The organism is Micromonospora sp. NPDC005206 (genome assembly GCF_040608175.1).
Classification (GTDB): domain Bacteria; phylum Actinomycetota; class Actinomycetes; order Mycobacteriales; family Micromonosporaceae; genus Micromonospora.
The window spans coordinates 163,503-177,649 of sequence record NZ_JBEXHU010000005.1; the positions used below are offsets into that span (position 1 = coordinate 163,503).

At 72.8% G+C, this 14,147-nt stretch carries 14 protein-coding genes and 1 tRNA gene; 6 read left to right on the forward strand and 9 right to left on the reverse strand.

Translation table 11 applies throughout. From position 1 onward, the window contains the following. Positions 1-23: 23 nt before the first annotated feature. Complete coding sequence (gene fabG, locus ABZU69_RS08920) at positions 24-782, forward strand: 3-oxoacyl-ACP reductase FabG (protein WP_354963811.1); 759 nt, start codon at positions 24-26, stop codon at positions 780-782. A gap of 61 nt (positions 783-843) precedes the next feature. On the opposite strand, the gene ABZU69_RS08925 is transcribed toward fabG, so the two are convergent. Both ABZU69_RS08925 and ABZU69_RS08930 read right to left on the reverse strand, forming a co-directional pair. Continuing rightward, a complete protein-coding gene (locus tag ABZU69_RS08925) occupies positions 844-1,260 on the reverse strand; it encodes a hypothetical protein (RefSeq protein ID WP_121657381.1) in 417 nt (138 codons plus the stop codon). After that, entirely contained in the window at positions 1,253-1,648 is a 396-nt protein-coding gene (locus ABZU69_RS08930) for a hypothetical protein (RefSeq protein WP_354963812.1), read from the reverse strand. Before ABZU69_RS08930 ends, ABZU69_RS08925 begins: the two co-directional genes overlap by 8 nt. 242 nt (positions 1,649-1,890) lie before the next feature. On the opposite strand from ABZU69_RS08930, the gene ABZU69_RS08935 reads away from it, so the two are divergent. Together ABZU69_RS08935 and erm are read left to right on the forward strand one after the other, a co-directional pair. Next, complete coding sequence (locus ABZU69_RS08935; protein ID WP_354963813.1) at positions 1,891-2,793, forward strand: Gfo/Idh/MocA family oxidoreductase; 903 nt, start codon at positions 1,891-1,893, stop codon at positions 2,791-2,793. Between the two features lie 491 nt (positions 2,794-3,284). Next, positions 3,285-4,082, forward strand: coding sequence for an ErmE/ErmH/ErmO/ErmR family 23S rRNA (adenine(2058)-N(6))-methyltransferase (erm, locus tag ABZU69_RS08940; RefSeq protein WP_354963814.1), 798 nt, complete (start codon positions 3,285-3,287; stop codon positions 4,080-4,082). A gap of 11 nt (positions 4,083-4,093) precedes the next feature. On the opposite strand, the gene ABZU69_RS08945 is transcribed toward erm, so the two are convergent. Next, complete coding sequence (locus ABZU69_RS08945) at positions 4,094-4,285, reverse strand: DUF2795 domain-containing protein (protein ID WP_354963815.1); 192 nt, start codon at positions 4,283-4,285, stop codon at positions 4,094-4,096. 118 nt (positions 4,286-4,403) lie between these two features. On the opposite strand from ABZU69_RS08945, the gene ABZU69_RS08950 reads away from it, so the two are divergent. Then, positions 4,404-5,660, forward strand: a complete 1,257-nt coding sequence (locus ABZU69_RS08950) for an erythromycin esterase family protein (protein ID WP_354963816.1) — start codon at positions 4,404-4,406, stop codon at positions 5,658-5,660. 21 nt (positions 5,661-5,681) lie between these two features. Here the strand turns inward: ABZU69_RS08950 and ABZU69_RS08955 are convergent, their stop codons facing one another. From ABZU69_RS08955 to ABZU69_RS08965, 3 genes are all read right to left on the reverse strand, one after another. Next, entirely contained in the window at positions 5,682-7,898 is a 2,217-nt protein-coding gene (locus ABZU69_RS08955; RefSeq protein WP_354963817.1) for an MMPL family transporter, read from the reverse strand. Next, positions 7,898-8,485, reverse strand: a complete 588-nt coding sequence (locus ABZU69_RS08960; RefSeq protein ID WP_354963818.1) for a helix-turn-helix domain-containing protein — start codon at positions 8,483-8,485, stop codon at positions 7,898-7,900. Before ABZU69_RS08960 ends, ABZU69_RS08955 begins: the two co-directional genes overlap by 1 nt. A 101-nt stretch (positions 8,486-8,586) precedes the next feature. Beyond that, positions 8,587-9,015 carry a helix-turn-helix domain-containing protein gene (locus ABZU69_RS08965; RefSeq protein ID WP_354963819.1) on the reverse strand — a complete coding sequence of 143 codons (429 nt, stop codon included), beginning with the start codon at positions 9,013-9,015 and terminating at the stop codon, positions 8,587-8,589. Between the two features lie 76 nt (positions 9,016-9,091). Between ABZU69_RS08965 and ABZU69_RS08970 the strand changes: the two genes are divergently transcribed. Together ABZU69_RS08970 and ligD are read left to right on the forward strand one after the other, a co-directional pair. Continuing rightward, positions 9,092-10,543, forward strand: coding sequence for an MFS transporter (locus ABZU69_RS08970; protein ID WP_354963820.1), 1,452 nt, complete (start codon positions 9,092-9,094; stop codon positions 10,541-10,543). A gap of 31 nt (positions 10,544-10,574) precedes the next feature. Further along, positions 10,575-11,534 carry a non-homologous end-joining DNA ligase gene (ligD, locus tag ABZU69_RS08975; protein WP_354963821.1) on the forward strand — a complete coding sequence of 320 codons (960 nt, stop codon included), beginning with the start codon at positions 10,575-10,577 and terminating at the stop codon, positions 11,532-11,534. A 76-nt stretch (positions 11,535-11,610) separates the two neighbouring features. On the opposite strand, the gene ABZU69_RS08980 is transcribed toward ligD, so the two are convergent. From ABZU69_RS08980 to ABZU69_RS08990, 3 genes are all read right to left on the reverse strand, one after another. Further along, positions 11,611-12,951 (reverse strand): glycosyl hydrolase family 18 protein, encoded by a 1,341-nt coding sequence (locus ABZU69_RS08980; RefSeq protein WP_354963822.1) that lies wholly within the window; start codon positions 12,949-12,951, stop codon positions 11,611-11,613. Positions 12,952-13,222: 271 nt separating this feature from the next. Beyond that, positions 13,223-13,297, reverse strand: a tRNA-Arg gene (locus ABZU69_RS08985). Positions 13,298-13,446: 149 nt separating this feature from the next. Beyond that, entirely contained in the window at positions 13,447-14,139 is a 693-nt protein-coding gene (locus ABZU69_RS08990) for a winged helix-turn-helix domain-containing protein (RefSeq protein ID WP_354964011.1), read from the reverse strand. Positions 14,140-14,147: the final 8 nt, after the last annotated feature.

Consider the following 14,147-nt stretch of genomic DNA (forward strand, 5'->3'; position numbering starts at 1 on the left):
AGCCAAGTTACCCGGAGGTAATCATGTCGGAGGAGCCCCGCGTCGCCATCGTCACCGGAGCCGCACGCGGTATCGGTGCGGCCACCGCCCGCCGGCTGGCCGCCGACGGCATGGCCGTCGCCGTGGTCGACATCGAGGAGGCGGCCACCAAGGAGACCGTGGACGCCGTCGCCGGTGCCGGCGGCCGGGCCCTCGGCGTCGGCGCCGACGTCTCCGACCGGGCCCAGGTCGAAGCCGCCGTGGAGCGGATCGCCGCCGAGCTGGGCGCGCCCACCGTGCTGGTCAACAACGCCGGGGTGCTCCGCGACAACCTGCTGTTCAAGATGACCAACGCCGACTGGGACACGGTCATGGGGGTGCACCTGCGTGGCGCGTTTCTGTTCAGCCAGGCCGCCCAGAAGCACATGGTGGACCGCAGGTGGGGGCGGATCGTCAACCTGTCCAGCACCTCCGCGCTGGGCAACCGGGGCCAGGCGAACTACGCCGCCGCCAAGGCCGGTCTCCAGGGCTTCACCAAGACCCTCGCCATCGAGCTGGGACCGTTCGGGGTGACCGTGAACGCGGTGGCGCCCGGCTTCATCGTCACCGACATGACCGCCGCCACCGCCGCCCGGATGAAGGTGGACTTCGAGGACCTCCAGAAGCACGCCGCCGCCGAGATCCCGGTACGTCGCCCGGGCCGGCCGGAGGACGTCGCGCACACCATCTCGTTCCTGGCCAGCGAGGGGGCGGGATTCGTCTCCGGCCAGGTCATCTACGTGGCCGGCGGCCCGCGGAACTGACCCGTACCCGTCGAGGGCGCTCCATGCACGAGGGAGCGCCCTCGACGTGTGCGCGGGTCGTTCAGGCGGGGTCGCGGCGGGTGCGCCAGAGCCAGAACAGGCCGAGCACCGGCAGCACCAGCGGGATGTAGCCGTACCCGCTGCCGAACTGCGACCAGACCGTCTCGTCGGGGAAGAGTTCCTTGTCGGCCAGGCTCAGGATGCCGACCGCGACCACCCCGACCAGCTCCAGTGAACAGCAGGCCAGCGCGACCCGTCGGCCGGTGTGCCCGGCACGGGCCAACCCCACCGCGGCGACGATGTAGATGAGCGCGGCCAGCGCGGAGAGCAGGTACGCCACCGGCGCCTCGTCGAACCTCGTGGCGATCTGCAGGCCTGCCCGGCTGGTCGCCGCGATGGCGAAGAGCAGGTAGACCGCGATCAGCAGCCGGCCCGGACCGGTGTTCGTCGCGCGCCGGGCCGGTCGTGTCTCAACCACCGATGACCTCCCAGGTCTGCTGCAATCGGACGACCACCACCGGGGCCACCAGGCAGACCGCGCAGACGATCGCCGAACCCCAGCGGGTCGGCTCCATCCGGGCCAGCACCCAGGCCAGCGGCGGCAGGCAGACCAGCGTGACGAGGTAGCCGAAGAAGGCGCCGGGCTCGCCGGGCCGATCCCCGCCGCCGACCGCGACCAGCGCCAGCACGCTCAACGCGAGCAGTGCCAGTTCCAGGACGGCCAGGCCGGCGAACTGCACCCGGTCCGGTGGCCGGTGGCGTACCGCCGCCACCAGTGCCCACACCGCGACGAGCAACGACAGCACGATCGACGCCGTCGCGAGAATCCCGTCCACCGGCGAGTTGGCCGCTGCCGCACTGGTCATCGGCCCCACCCGGTCGTTGCCTCGGTCACCGGCACAGCCTACTAACCGTCGTAGTACGTCGGCGACCCTGCCTCGCTGTCCTCCGCCACCGCTGTCGAGCGGCCGGGCCATGGCCGGCCGGGCGGAGACCGGAACCTGCGGGCTCGGGGTTGGTCGACCCGCCGCCGTCACGGCTGGTGGGGCGACTAGCGTGGATCACGCCCGTGGCGTCGTCGCGGTGCGGGGAAACGGCGGAGGTACACGTGCTGCGGTTCGGCTTGTTCGGCACCGGTCACTGGGCGATCGAGACGCACGGGAAGGCGCTGCACGCACACCCGGACGCGGAGTTGGTCGGCGTCTGGGGGCGCAACCCGGAGCGGGCCGCCGCGCTGGCCGAGCGGTACGGGGTGCCGGCGTACGCCGACGTCGACGCGTTGCTCGAGGTGTGCGACGCGGTCGCGGTCGCGCTGCCGCCGAACATCCAGGCCGACATCGCGACCCGGGCGGCCGCCGCCGGCCGGCACCTGCTGCTGGACAAGCCGCTGGCGCTGACCGTCGAGGACGCCGACCGGGTGGTCGCGGCGGCGGAGGCGTCGGGGGTCGCCTCGGTCGTCTTCTTCACCCAGCGGTTCCAGCCGAACGTGACCGCGTTCCTCGCCGCCACCGCAGCCGCCGGGGGCTGGCAGCACGGGCGGACCGTCGCGTTCGCCTCGATCTTCCAGGAGGGCAGCCCGTACGGCGGTTCGCTGTGGCGCCGGGAGCACGGCGCGCTCTGGGACATCGCCCCGCACGCGCTCTCCATCATCCTGCCGGTGCTGGGTCGGGTGACCCGGGTGGCCGCGATGGACGGACCGAGCGGGATGGTGCACCTGCTGCTCACCCACGACGGTGGCGCCACCAGCAGCGCCTCGCTCTCCCTGGACGCCCCGAGCGAGTCGATGACCCGCGAGTTCGTGTTCTACGGCGAGAACGGCATCGAGACCGTCCCGGTCGGCGACAACGACCCGGCCACGGCGTTCGGTGTGGCGATCGACCAGCTCGTGGAGCAGGTGCGGGCGGGCACCCGCGACCACCGCTGCGACGTCCGGTTCGGCCGTGAGGTCGTCGCCATTCTCGCCGCCGCCGAAACCGCCCGCGCCGAATCCCGCACCATCCCCCTCCCGTAACCCCCCATCCGCACCCCGCCCCCGCCGCCTGTTGATCAAGAGGTTTGCGTCAACCGGCGCGGCGTGTCGTGACGCAAACCTCTTGATCACCGGGCGGCGGGGGCGGGTGGGCGTTAATCGGTGGGGTTGACGTGGGGGGTTGGTTAGGGTGGCGGGATGTTTACGCATGCCCTGATCGAGGGGGTCGGTACGCCGGCCGCCTGGGGCCCGATGCTGGTGTCCCGCCCGCGAGTCCGGCGTCCGGCCCTGGCCGGCCGGGACGCGACCCGCCGCTGATCGGTCCATCTCCGCGGTGCGCCGGGGTTGAGCCCCGCCGCTGCTGATCGGCTCATTCCTGCCGCCGCACGGGGCTGCCGCCCCGTCGCCGCCGCACCTTCGCGTACCCGTGTCATCGTCCAGGGCCGTCCGAGTCCCGATCCACTCGGACAGGCCCGGAATCCCGGCTGCCTGTCCAGCCCGTCGCCGAACGGCGACAGACAGGACGACGACCCGTGGCGCCCCGCAACTTCCGACCAACCGAACGCGACCGGTCCCGTCGCGTACTCAGCCAGAACTTTCTCGTCGACCGGGCCGCGGTGGCACGGCTCGTCCGCGCGGCCGACCCCGATCCGGACGGGCTCCTGCTGGAGGTCGGCGCCGGTCGCGGCCAGCTGACCCGACCGCTCGCCGCCCGCTGCGGGCGACTGACGGCGTACGAGGTGGACCCGGCCGCCGGCCGGGAGCTGGTTGCCGTCTGCGCGGCCCTGCCCAACGTCGAGCACCGGCAGGCCGACTTCCTCGCCGCCGAGCCGCCACCGGAGCCGTTCGCGGTGGTCGGCAACATCCCGTGGTCGCTGACGTCCGCGGTGGTGTGGTGGTGCCTGGCCGCGCCCCGGTTGCGCTCGGCCACCCTGCTCACCCAGCTGGAGTACGCCCGTCGCCGCAGTGGCGACTACGGCCGGTGGACCCGGCTCACCGTGTCGACCTGGCCGGAGGTCGACTGGCGGCTTGCCGGGCGGGTGCCGCGTACCGCGTTCCGGCCGGTGCCTGCGGTGGATGCCGGGATCCTGCGGATCGACCGACGGGCGGAGCCGCTGCTGCCCCGGGCCGCCCTGCCGGCGTACCGAAGGCTGGTGGCGGTGGGCTTCGAGGGCGTCGGCGGTTCGCTGGCGGCGACCCTGCGCCGGCACCACCCGCCGGCCCGGGTGGCCGCGGCGCTGCGCGCCACCCGGACGGCGCCGGACACCCCGGTCGGGTACGTCTGGCCGGAGCAGTGGCTGGTCCTCTTCCGACTGCTGCACGCCCGCTGACCGCAGCGGGGTCAGGAGAGGGTTGTCAGCGCCGCGTTCAGCTCGTCCGGGGACTCGAACTGCTCCATCGGCAACGCCTGGAACATCTGCAACATCGCCGTGCTGGCCCCGTTCTCCTGGCCCCAGCGGACCAGGTCCTCGCGGGAGACCGGGTAGTCGAGCCCGGCCAGGTACTCCTGCAACTGAATCCCGGTGACGGTCATGCCGGCCGGCTACCCGCTCGTCGTACGCGTACACCGGTCGGCCGGGCGGCCGGCGGACGGCGTGTCGCCCGGCGGCGCGCCGCCGGTTTGTCGGAGCGGCCGCCGGGTAGCCGCGGACATGCTGGTTCAGCGGCTCGGCGCGCCGAGCGACTTCGACCCGTTGCTGGAGCGCGTCCGGGACGCCCGGGTGGTGATGATCGGCGAGTCCACCCACGGCAGCTACGACTACTACCGGCTGCGCGAGCAGCTCACCCGCCGGCTGATCGCGGAGTGCGGCTTCTCGTTCGTGGCCGTCGAAGGCGACTGGCCGGACTGTGACCGGGTGCACCGCTCGGTCACCGGTGCGCCGGGCGGCGCTCTCGACCCGCAGGCGGCGCTCGAGCGGTTCGAGCGGTGGCCGACCTGGATGTGGGCCAACGCCGAGGTGGCTCGGTTCTGCCGCTGGCTGCGGGCGTGGAACCTGGAGCGCGCGGAGGGCCAACGGGCTGGATTCCACGGGCTCGACGTGTACAGCCTCTGGGAGTCGATGCAGGCGATCTTCGACTATCTGGGGGAGGAGGATCCGACCTCGCTGGAGGCGGCGCAGGACGCGTACCGGTGCTTCGAGCCGTACGGCAAGCGGGTCGAGGAGTACGGCGCGGCCAGCCGGTTCGTCTCCGCCCGGTGCGAGGAGGAGGTGGTGCGACTGCTGGCCAGGACCCGGGAGCAGGCACTCTCCGACGGCCCGGACCGCTTCTCGGCGTGGCAGAACGCGGAGGTGGTGGCCGGCGCGGAGCGTTACTACCGGGCGATGGTGACCGGCGGACCGGATTCGTGGAACATCCGCGACATCCACATGCAGGACACCCTGGACCGGCTGCTGGACCGGTACGGCCCGGACGCCCGCGGGATCGTCTGGGCGCACAACACCCACGTCGGGGACGCCCGGGCCACCGACATGGTCACCGACGGGATGATCAACATCGGCCAGTTGGCCCGGGAGCGGCACGGCGACGACGCCGTGGCGCTGATCGGCTTCGGCAGCTACCGGGGTACGGCGATCGCCGCCCCCCGATGGGGGTCACCGGCCGAGGCGATGGTCGTCCCGCCGGCCCGGGAGGGATCGGTGGAGCGGCGGCTGCACCAGCTGATGCCGGAGCGGGCGGTGCTGGTCTTCGGCGGCGACGACCAGCCGGGCTGGGTCACCGGCACCGCGGACCACCGGGCGATCGGAGTGGTCTACGACCCGTCCTTCGAGTCCTGGGGCAACTACGTGCCCACCCGACTCGGCGAACGCTACGACGCCTTCATCTGGTGCGACGAGACCACCGCCCTGCACCCGCTGCCCGTCCCGGCCGTCTCCGGCGAGATGGAGACCTACCCCGCCGGCGTCTGACCGGGCCGGGCAGCGGGAGGGTCAGACGCCGGCCGGGGTGCGGTCCGTGAGCTTCGCGCGCAGGCCTTCACCCTCGATGTCGACGTTCGGTAGGGCGCGGTTGAGCCAGCGCGGGAGCCACCAGGCGCGGTCGCCGAGCAGCGACATTATTGCGGGAACGATGGTCATCCGCACCACGAAGGCGTCGATGGCCACACCCACGGCGAGCGCGAAGCCCATCGACTTGATCACCGGATCCTCCAGGAAGGCGAAGCCTCCGAAGACCGAGATCATGATGAGTGCGGCGGCGGTGACCACCCGGGCGCCGTGCCCCATGCCGCTGATGGTGGCCTGCCGGGCCGACTCGCCGTTCACGAAGTCCTCCCGCATGCGGGACACCAGGAACACCTCGTAGTCCATCGCGAGCCCGAACAGGATCCCGATGAGCAGGATCGGCAGGAAGCTGATCAGCGGGCCCGGGGTGTCCAGGCCGACGAGGTCGGCGAGGTGCCCCTGCTGGAAGACCGCCACCGTGATGCCGAACGTGGCGGCGACGGTCAGCAGGAAGCCCAGCGCGGCCTTGACCGGCACCAGCAGCGAACGGAACACCAGCATCAGCAGCAGCACCGAGAGCCCGACCACCAGCAGCAGATAGACCGGCAGCGCGTCGGAGAGCTTCTCGGAGACGTCGATGCCGATCGCGGTGACGCCGGTGAGCAGCACGTCCGCGTCGCGGATCCCGCCCACGGAGGCACGGATGTCGTGCACCAGGGTTTCGGTGGCCTCGTCGGTCGGGCCGGTCTTCGGCACCACCCCGAGCAGGGCGGTCCGGCCGTCCGGGCTGAGCTGCGCCGGCGCCACCGCGAGCACGTTGTCGGTGCGCTGGAGCAGCGCGGTGACCTGCGGCACCGCGGCCGAGGTGGCCTGTGGCGTGTCGCCCGCGACCACCACCGCGAGGCGGCCGGTGAAGCCCGCACCGAAGCCCTCGGTGGTCAGGTCGTTCGACACCCGGGCGGGCGAGCCGGCGGCCGCCGTGGAGGCGTCCGGCAGGGCCAGCCGCATGTCCGGCGTGGGCAGCGCGAGGACTCCGAGGCCGAGCAGGCCGACGAGGATGACCGGTACGCGGAACCGGGTGACCAGCCGCGCCCAGCGGAAGCCGAAGCCGGACCGGTCCTCGGACCGCGCGGTGGCGGTAGCCGGGCGGTCGGCGTCCGTGTCGTCGGCCGGGATGCTGTCGGCGGTGACCGAGCGCAGCCGGCGGGGAAGCACCCGGCGACCGGCGAAGCCGAGCAGCGCGGGCTGGAGGGTGATGGCGACGAGCACCGCGACGGTGACCGTGCCGGCGGCGGCGAGACCCATCACGGTGAGGAACGGAATGTCCACCACGGCGAGCCCGGCCAGGGCGATGACGACGGTGGCGCCCGCGAAGACCACGGCGGAGCCGGCCGTACCCACGGCCCGGCCGACCGCCTCCTCGGGGGACAGGCCGTCGAGCAGGTTCTGCCGGTGCCGGGAGGTGATGAACAGCGAGTAGTCGATGCCGACCGCGAGGCCGAGCATCAGCGCCAGGATCGGCGCGGTGCTGGTCAACTGCACGACGCTGCTCAGCGCGAACAGGCCGGCCATGCCGACGCCCACGCCGATGAGGGCGTTGAGCATCGTCATGCCGGCGGCCACCAGCGAGCCGAACGTGATGATCAGTACGATCGCGGCGACCAGCACACCGAGCGCCTCGGTGGAGCCGATCTCCGGCTCACCGCCCAGCACCTCGCCGCCCGGGGCGACCTGCCAGCCCTGCGCCTCGGCCGCCGCGCCGACCTGCTCGTACGCGGTCTTCTGCTCGTCGGTCACCTCGTCCGCTCCGGTGGCGAACTGGACCTGGACCAGCGCGTACCGGCCGTTGGGCGAGACGGCGCCGACCTGGAACGGGTCGACGGCGCCGACCACGCCGGGCAGTGTCGATGCCTGCTGGACGATCTCCTGCACCACGGCCTGGCCCTGCGGGCTGGCCAACTGGCCGTCACCCGGTGCCTTGACCGCGATGGTGCCGGTGGCGCCACTGGCTGCGGGGAACTGCTGCGCGAGCAGGTCGAGCGCCCGCTGGCTCTCGGTGCCGGGCATGGTGAAGTTGCTCGCCGTCGGGCCGCGCAGGGTCGCCGCGGCCAGGCCGGCGACGACGAGTACGACGAGCCAGAGCGCGACGACGAGCCGTCGCCGACGCAGCGCGCCCCGGCCGAGCCGGTAGAGCAGGGTGGCCATCAGGATTCCTTGTCCTCGGTCGTGGGTGGTTGGGGCAGGGGGGACTCGACGGGCTCGACGGCCCGCCGGACGAGGGCGAGCAGGGCGGGGCGCAACTCGTCGTCGGGAACGTCGACGAACTCGGCGCACGCCTCGGAAATGCCGGCGAGCAGCACCAGCGCGGCGATCCGGGCGCCTGGCCGGTCGGAGTGCCCGGCGAAGGCGTCCCGCAGGCGCTCGGAGATCTGCTGGATGTGCGCGAAGGCCGGCTGGGCCAGCAGCTCCGGGAACTCGCCGCGGAGCAGCGCGATCTCCCGCCGGAAGCGCACCGCGAGGTCGACGAAGCCCGCGGCGGCGACCTGCTGGGCGGCCCCGCCGGTCAGGCCGGTGAGCCGGTCGTCGAGCTCCTGCAGGACGGCGATGGCCGGGGCCATCAGCTCGGCGAGCAGGGCTTCCTTGTTGGCGAAGTGGTAGAGCACGGTGGCCTTGGAGCAGCCGACCTCGCGGGCGATGTCCTGCAACGAGGTGCCCCGGTAGCCGGTCACCGCGAACCGTCGCGCCGCCGCGGCGAGGATCTCGCCGTGCGTCTCGGACACCGCTCTGGCCATCACCGGTCCACCTCCCGCAGACCAGCATGCCTGACCGATCGGTCAGACCCTGACCGATCGGTCAGATTGCCACGGTGGCGTTCCCCACACCCCGGCCCGGTTTAACCGGCGTGCTCCGCGTCGTACCTGGTCCGCGCCTCGGCGATGCCCCGGCGGTGCCGCTCGGCCCAGCTGGTCAGCGCCACCAGCGACTCGTAGAGCTCCAACGCCATCGGGGTCGCCGTGTACTCGACCTTGGGTGGGACGGTCGGATAGACCGTGCGGTGCAGCAGGCCGTCGCGTTCCAGGTTGCGCAGGGTCAGCGTGAGCATCCGGCGGCTGATCCCCTCGATGTGCCGCTCCAGTTCGGTGAAGCGCACCGGGCCATTCGAGGCGGACACCAGGATGCTGATGCTCCACTTGCCGCCGACCCGGTCGAGCACCTCGCGGACGGTGCACGCCCGGGCCTGACCTGTGGTGAACGGCACGTTCCCCGGCGCGCAGGTCAGCTCGACCAGCGCGGACACATCGCTGTTCCTCTGGGACATCACAGTGCCTCCTTCCGCCCTCACTCATGGTCACAGACGATGGCGTCGGTAACAAACCATGCACCAAGGAGGCGTTCCGATGGACCGTTCGGTCCCGTCCCGCTGGCCGGCGCTGCTCGTGCTCTGCGCCGGCAGCCTGATGATCATCCTGGACGGCAGCGTCGTCGCGGTGGCGCTGCCCGCCGTGCAACGCGACCTGGGCTTCACCGCCGCCGGCCTGGCCTGGGTGGTCAACGCCTACCTGGTCGCTTTCGGCGGGCTGCTGCTGCTCTCCGGCCGCCTCGGCGACCTGCTCGGCCGGCGGCGGATCTTCCTGGCCGGCATCGCGCTGTTCACCCTGGCCTCGCTGGCCTGCGCGCTGGCCACCGGGCCGGCCGTCCTGGTCGGCGCCCGCTTCGGCCAGGGTGTCGGCGGCGCGCTGGCCATGGCGGTCAGCCTCGGCATGATCGTCCGGCTCTATCCCGAGCCGGCCGAGCGGGCCCGCGCGATCGCCGTCTTCAGTTTCACCGGGGCGGCGGGGGCGTCGGTCGGCACGGTGGCCGGTGGGGTGCTCACCGAGCTGGCCGGCTGGCGGTCGATCTTCCTGGTCAACCTGCCGATCGGGGCGGCCATCGTGCTGGCCGCCGTCCGCCGGCTCCCCGCCGAGCGGGGCATCGGCCTGCGGTCGGGCCTGGACCTGCCCGGCGCGCTGCTCGCCACCGCCGGACTGATGGCCGCCGTGCTGGGCATCGTGGGGACCGGTGAGCACGGCTGGACCAGCCCGCGGACCCTCGGCGCGGCGGCGCTCGCGGCGTTGCTGCTCAGCGGGTTCGCGGTCCGCCAGCGGGTGGCGCCCGTCCCGCTTCTGCCGGCCCGCGTGCTGCGCGTCCCCGGCCTGGTCGCGGCGAACGCCGTGCAGTTCCTCATGATCTCCGGGTACTTCGGCTTCCAGTTCCTGCTCGCCGTGGAGCTGCAACTGGTTCTCGGGCTGGACGCGGCGGCGACCGGCTGGGCCTTCCTGCCCACCCCGGTGGTGATCGCGGTGGTGTCGCTGGGCCTGGCCGGTCGGCTGATCGCCCGGTGGGGCGCCCGGGCCGTGCTGCTGGCCGGGCTCGGCCTGGCCACCGTCGGTTTCCTGCTGCTCGGTCGGCTGCCCGCCGACGGCGGCTACCTCGCCGACGTGCTTCCCGCGATGCTGATCTTCGGGGTGGCCGGTGGCCTGACCCTGCCGGCGGTCACCACGCTCGCCATGGCCGGCGCAACCGACGCGGACGCCGGGCTGGCGTCCGGGCTGGCCAACACCACCCAGCAGGTCGGCGGGGCGGTCGGGCTGGCCGCGCTGGCGACCCTGGCCGCCACGCGCACCGAGGGTCTGCGGGCCGCCGGCTGGGCCGAGGTGGCAGCACTGGCCGGCGGCTACCGGATCGCGTTCACCGTCGCCGCCGCCCTGGTGGTCGCCGCGCTGCTGGTCGCGCTGACCACGCTGCCGGGTGCCCGGCGCGCCGCGCCGCGCGCCGGAATCGAGCGGCAGCGAAGCGCCGCGTCCAGTTGACCGACGGCGTCGGGGCCGGGAGGGTGAGCGGGTGAGCGAGGCTGACGAAACCCGGGACGGGGTGGCCCTGACCAACCTCGACCAGCCGCTGTCCGACCGCGACGACGCGACCAAGCGCGACCTGGTCGACTACCTCGACGCGGTCTGGGACCGGATCCTCCCGCAGTTGCGGGACCGGCCGTTGTCGGTGATCCGGGTCCGCCCCGGCCAGCCGCCGTTCATGCAGAAGAATCTGCCCCGCTACACCCCGGACTGGGTCCGCCGGGTGCCGGTCTGGGCCGAGGCGTCACACCGGGAGGTCTCGTACGCCCTCTGCGACGACCGGCGCACCCTGCTCTGGTTCGCCAACCAGCGGGCGGTGGAGTACCACCCGACGCTGGCCACCGCGGCGGACCTGCACCGCCCGACCCACCTGGTGCTCGACCTGGACCCGCCGGAGGGGGACGGGTTCGCCGCGGCGGTCGGCGCCGCGCTGCTGGTTCGCCAGGCGCTCGCCGACGCCGGCCTGTCCGGGGCCGTCAAGACCAGTGGTGCCAAGGGTGTGCACGTCTTCGTCCCGATCTCCGACGGCCCCACGGCCGAGGAGCTGGCCGCCGCCACCCGGGCGGTGGCCGCCCGGGCCGAGCGGCTGGACCCGGCGCTGGCCACCACGGCGTTCATCCGGGAGGACCGGGGCGGCCGGGTCTTCGTGGACGCCACGCGGGCCGGTGGGGCGACCGTGGTGGCCGCGTACAGCCCGCGGCTGCGCCCCGGGATGCCGGTCTCCTTTCCGGTCGACTGGGCCGACCTGACCGAGGTGACCCCGGCCGATTTCACCATCCGGACCGTGCCGGCTCTGGTGGCCGGGGCCGACCCGTGGGCCGCGTCGATGCCGGCGCCGCAGCCGCTGCCCGCCGACCTCGTGGCCGAGGGGCGGACCATCCCGGTGGCCCGGGTGCAGGCCATGCACGAGGGGAAGCGCCGAGCCCGCGCCCGCCGCGAAGCCGGCTGACGGTACGCCCCGACGAGCCGTGGTCTCCGCGGGCGAGGGCGCTCCCGCGGAGGCCATCAGCTGGGGTGATGCGCTTTCAGCGTCCCTGCAGACGCTTCACGTTGTCGCCGAACGTCCAGCCCTTCGACCCGTCCCAGTTCGCCGACCAGGTCATCAGACCCTTGATGCCGGGTACGGAGTTCCACGCCTGCGTGACCAGCGACGTCGACATGTAGCCGCCGCCCGCACCGGTCTGCGCGGGCAGGCCCGGAACCTGCTTGTCGTACGGCACGCGGATGGTGGTGCCCTGGATGGTCAGGCCGTTGTTCAGGCACTGCGTCTGCACCGTGAAGCCCTGCACGGTGCCGGCGGGGTACGAGTCGCCCGCGCAGCCGTACATGCTGCCGTTGTAGTACTGCATGTTCAGCCACCAGAGCCGGCCGTTGTCCACGTACTTCTTGATGATCGGCAGGTACGAACCCCAGATCGAGCCATAGACCACGCTGCCGCCGGTGACGTAGGCCGTCTCCGGCGCCATGGTCAGGCCGAAGTTCGACGGCATCCGGGCCAGCACTCCGTCGATGATCCGGATCAGGTTGGCCTGCGACGTGGACAAGGTGTTGATGTTGCCGCTACCGGTCAGGCCGGTCTCGATGTCGATGTCGATGCCGTCGAAGTGGTAGGCCGTCAGGATCGGCACGATCGTCGCGATGAAGCGGTCGGCGACCGCGCTGGAGCTCAGGTCGATGCCCGCCGCAGCCCCGCCGATCGACATCAGGATGGTGGCGCCAGCGGCCTTGGCCTGGCACATCTCGGCCGGGGTGGCCACCTTCACGCCAGCGTCCATGCCGTTCTCCCAGAGCACCGTGCCGTCCGCGCGGATCACCGGGAAAGCCGCGTTGATCACGTTGTAGCCGTGCTGGCTGAGCCGGCTGTCGGTGATCGGGATCCACCCGAGGCCGGGGTGCACGCCGTTGGAGGCGCCATCCCAGTTCTCCCAGTAGCCCTGCAGCACCTTGCCGGCGGGCCGCGACTTCACCCCACAGGTCCCACCGGTCGGTGGCGGGGTGGTCGGCGGCGGCGTGGTCGGTGGCGGCGTGGTCGGTGGCGGCGTGGTGGGTGGAGGTGTGGTCGGTGGCGGGGTGCCTCCCGAGCACGCGCCCAGGTCACGCCACAGCGACGGGGTCGCGGCCGGGTTCCAGCCGGCGCCGGGGTGTGCGGTGTGGGTGACCAGAGCCTGGTGGAGCCGACCGCCGTAGGTGACCTGCCCGCCCGCCGGGTAGGTGTTGCCCTCGGCCCAGGCCGGCGCGGTGCAGGCGACCAGCACGGCGGCGTCCGCCGACGACACGGCGGCCATGCTGGTGGGGACGAAGGCGACGGCGGCCGCGACGGTCATCGCCGCTCCGGCTGCCACTGCGAAAATTCGACGGCTTCTCATGGCTCACTCCCCAGGCTTCGACGACCCGCGACCTCCACATATTGACGTTCGTGAAGCTTAATATCAAGGGTTGTTAACAGATACCAGGGCGTCCCCCAGCGCCGAGCGCGCCCCGCCCGGGAGGATCGCGCTCGATCCAGGAAGCAGTGGGATCATCGACGCGGCGAGGCCACCCCTTCCCGCATCGAGCGCGATCTTGGGCTCGGCGTGCGGTCTGGCGGGCCTGGGAAGCGGCGAAGCCCGGGCCGATGGCCCGGGCTTCGGTGTTCTTTGGTGCCCCCGGCAGGATTCGAACCTGCGCCCCCGCCTCCGGAGGGCGGTGCTCTATCCCCTGAGCTACGGGGGCTCAGCGACTGGAGAAGACTAGCAAACCTCCATCACGAACGCCGAATCGGTATCCGGTGCCCCGATCGTGTCGCCGATTGCCCGATGCCCCTGGTGGTCAGGCCGCCCGGCCGCCCGAAACGGGGCCGCCCGGCCGCCCGAAACGGACGGTCAGGCCGCGACCGCCCGGCCACAGCTGGGCAGCGGGTGCAGCACGATCCGCCGGGGAGGCCGGCGCGGCCACTCGTTGCGCGGCCACGAGCCGTCCACGATCAGGTGAACGGTGCGCTGCTCCTCGCCGCTGAGTCGCAACACGAAGTCGCGAGGGAGTGGCGGGTCGACCGTCGGTGTGGTGATCATGAAGCGCACCCGGCCGCGGGACGAGACGGCGGAGATCACGTCGGCCGCCGGCATGGTGCCGCGCAGCCGCACCCGGCCGATCCAGTAGACCTCGGCGAGGTGCTCCTGGGCGGACCGGGTGATCGTCGGGTACTCGCTGCGTACCCAGCGTTCGACCGCGCTGACGCAGAGCCCGCAGGCGCGCTCGCGCGGCTCCCGCGGACCCAACCCCCAGGCCCGCAGGTACGCCCCGACCGCGCCCGCGTCCAGCGGCAGGTCGAACCGGCGCTGGATGAGCGCGGTGAGGCTCTGCCGCGTCCACAGCTCCTCGTCCAGGCCGAACTCGTCGGGGTGGACGCCCCGCAGCACGTCGATCAGTTCGAGTTCCTGTTCGCGGCTGAGCATTCCCGGCTCGCCCTGCCGCTGTCCGCGACGGACGGCTGCCACCGCCCCGTCACCGCCGATGGTGTGGCGCCGGCACCAGCTGGTGACCGAACGCCGTGCGTCTCTGAGTGCAACCCCCACGTCTTGGG

What these genes read in the sequence shown, in the direction of transcription:
- ABZU69_RS08970 (WP_354963820.1), top strand. Translation starts at nt 9,092, where the DNA reads ATGGACCGTTCGGTCCCGTCCCGCTGGCCGGCGCTGCTCGTGCTCTGC.
- ABZU69_RS08960 (WP_354963818.1), bottom strand. Translation starts at nt 8,485, where the DNA reads ATGGCCAGAGCGGTGTCCGAGACGCACGGCGAGATCCTCGCCGCGGCG.
- ABZU69_RS08980 (WP_354963822.1), bottom strand. Translation starts at nt 12,951, where the DNA reads ATGAGAAGCCGTCGAATTTTCGCAGTGGCAGCCGGAGCGGCGATGACC.
- fabG (WP_354963811.1), top strand. Translation starts at nt 24, where the DNA reads ATGTCGGAGGAGCCCCGCGTCGCCATCGTCACCGGAGCCGCACGCGGT.
- ABZU69_RS08930 (WP_354963812.1), bottom strand. Translation starts at nt 1,648, where the DNA reads ATGACCAGTGCGGCAGCGGCCAACTCGCCGGTGGACGGGATTCTCGCG.
- ABZU69_RS08955 (WP_354963817.1), bottom strand. Translation starts at nt 7,898, where the DNA reads ATGGCCACCCTGCTCTACCGGCTCGGCCGGGGCGCGCTGCGTCGGCGA.
- ABZU69_RS08950 (WP_354963816.1), top strand. Translation starts at nt 4,404, where the DNA reads ATGCTGGTTCAGCGGCTCGGCGCGCCGAGCGACTTCGACCCGTTGCTG.
- ABZU69_RS08945 (WP_354963815.1), bottom strand. Translation starts at nt 4,285, where the DNA reads ATGACCGTCACCGGGATTCAGTTGCAGGAGTACCTGGCCGGGCTCGAC.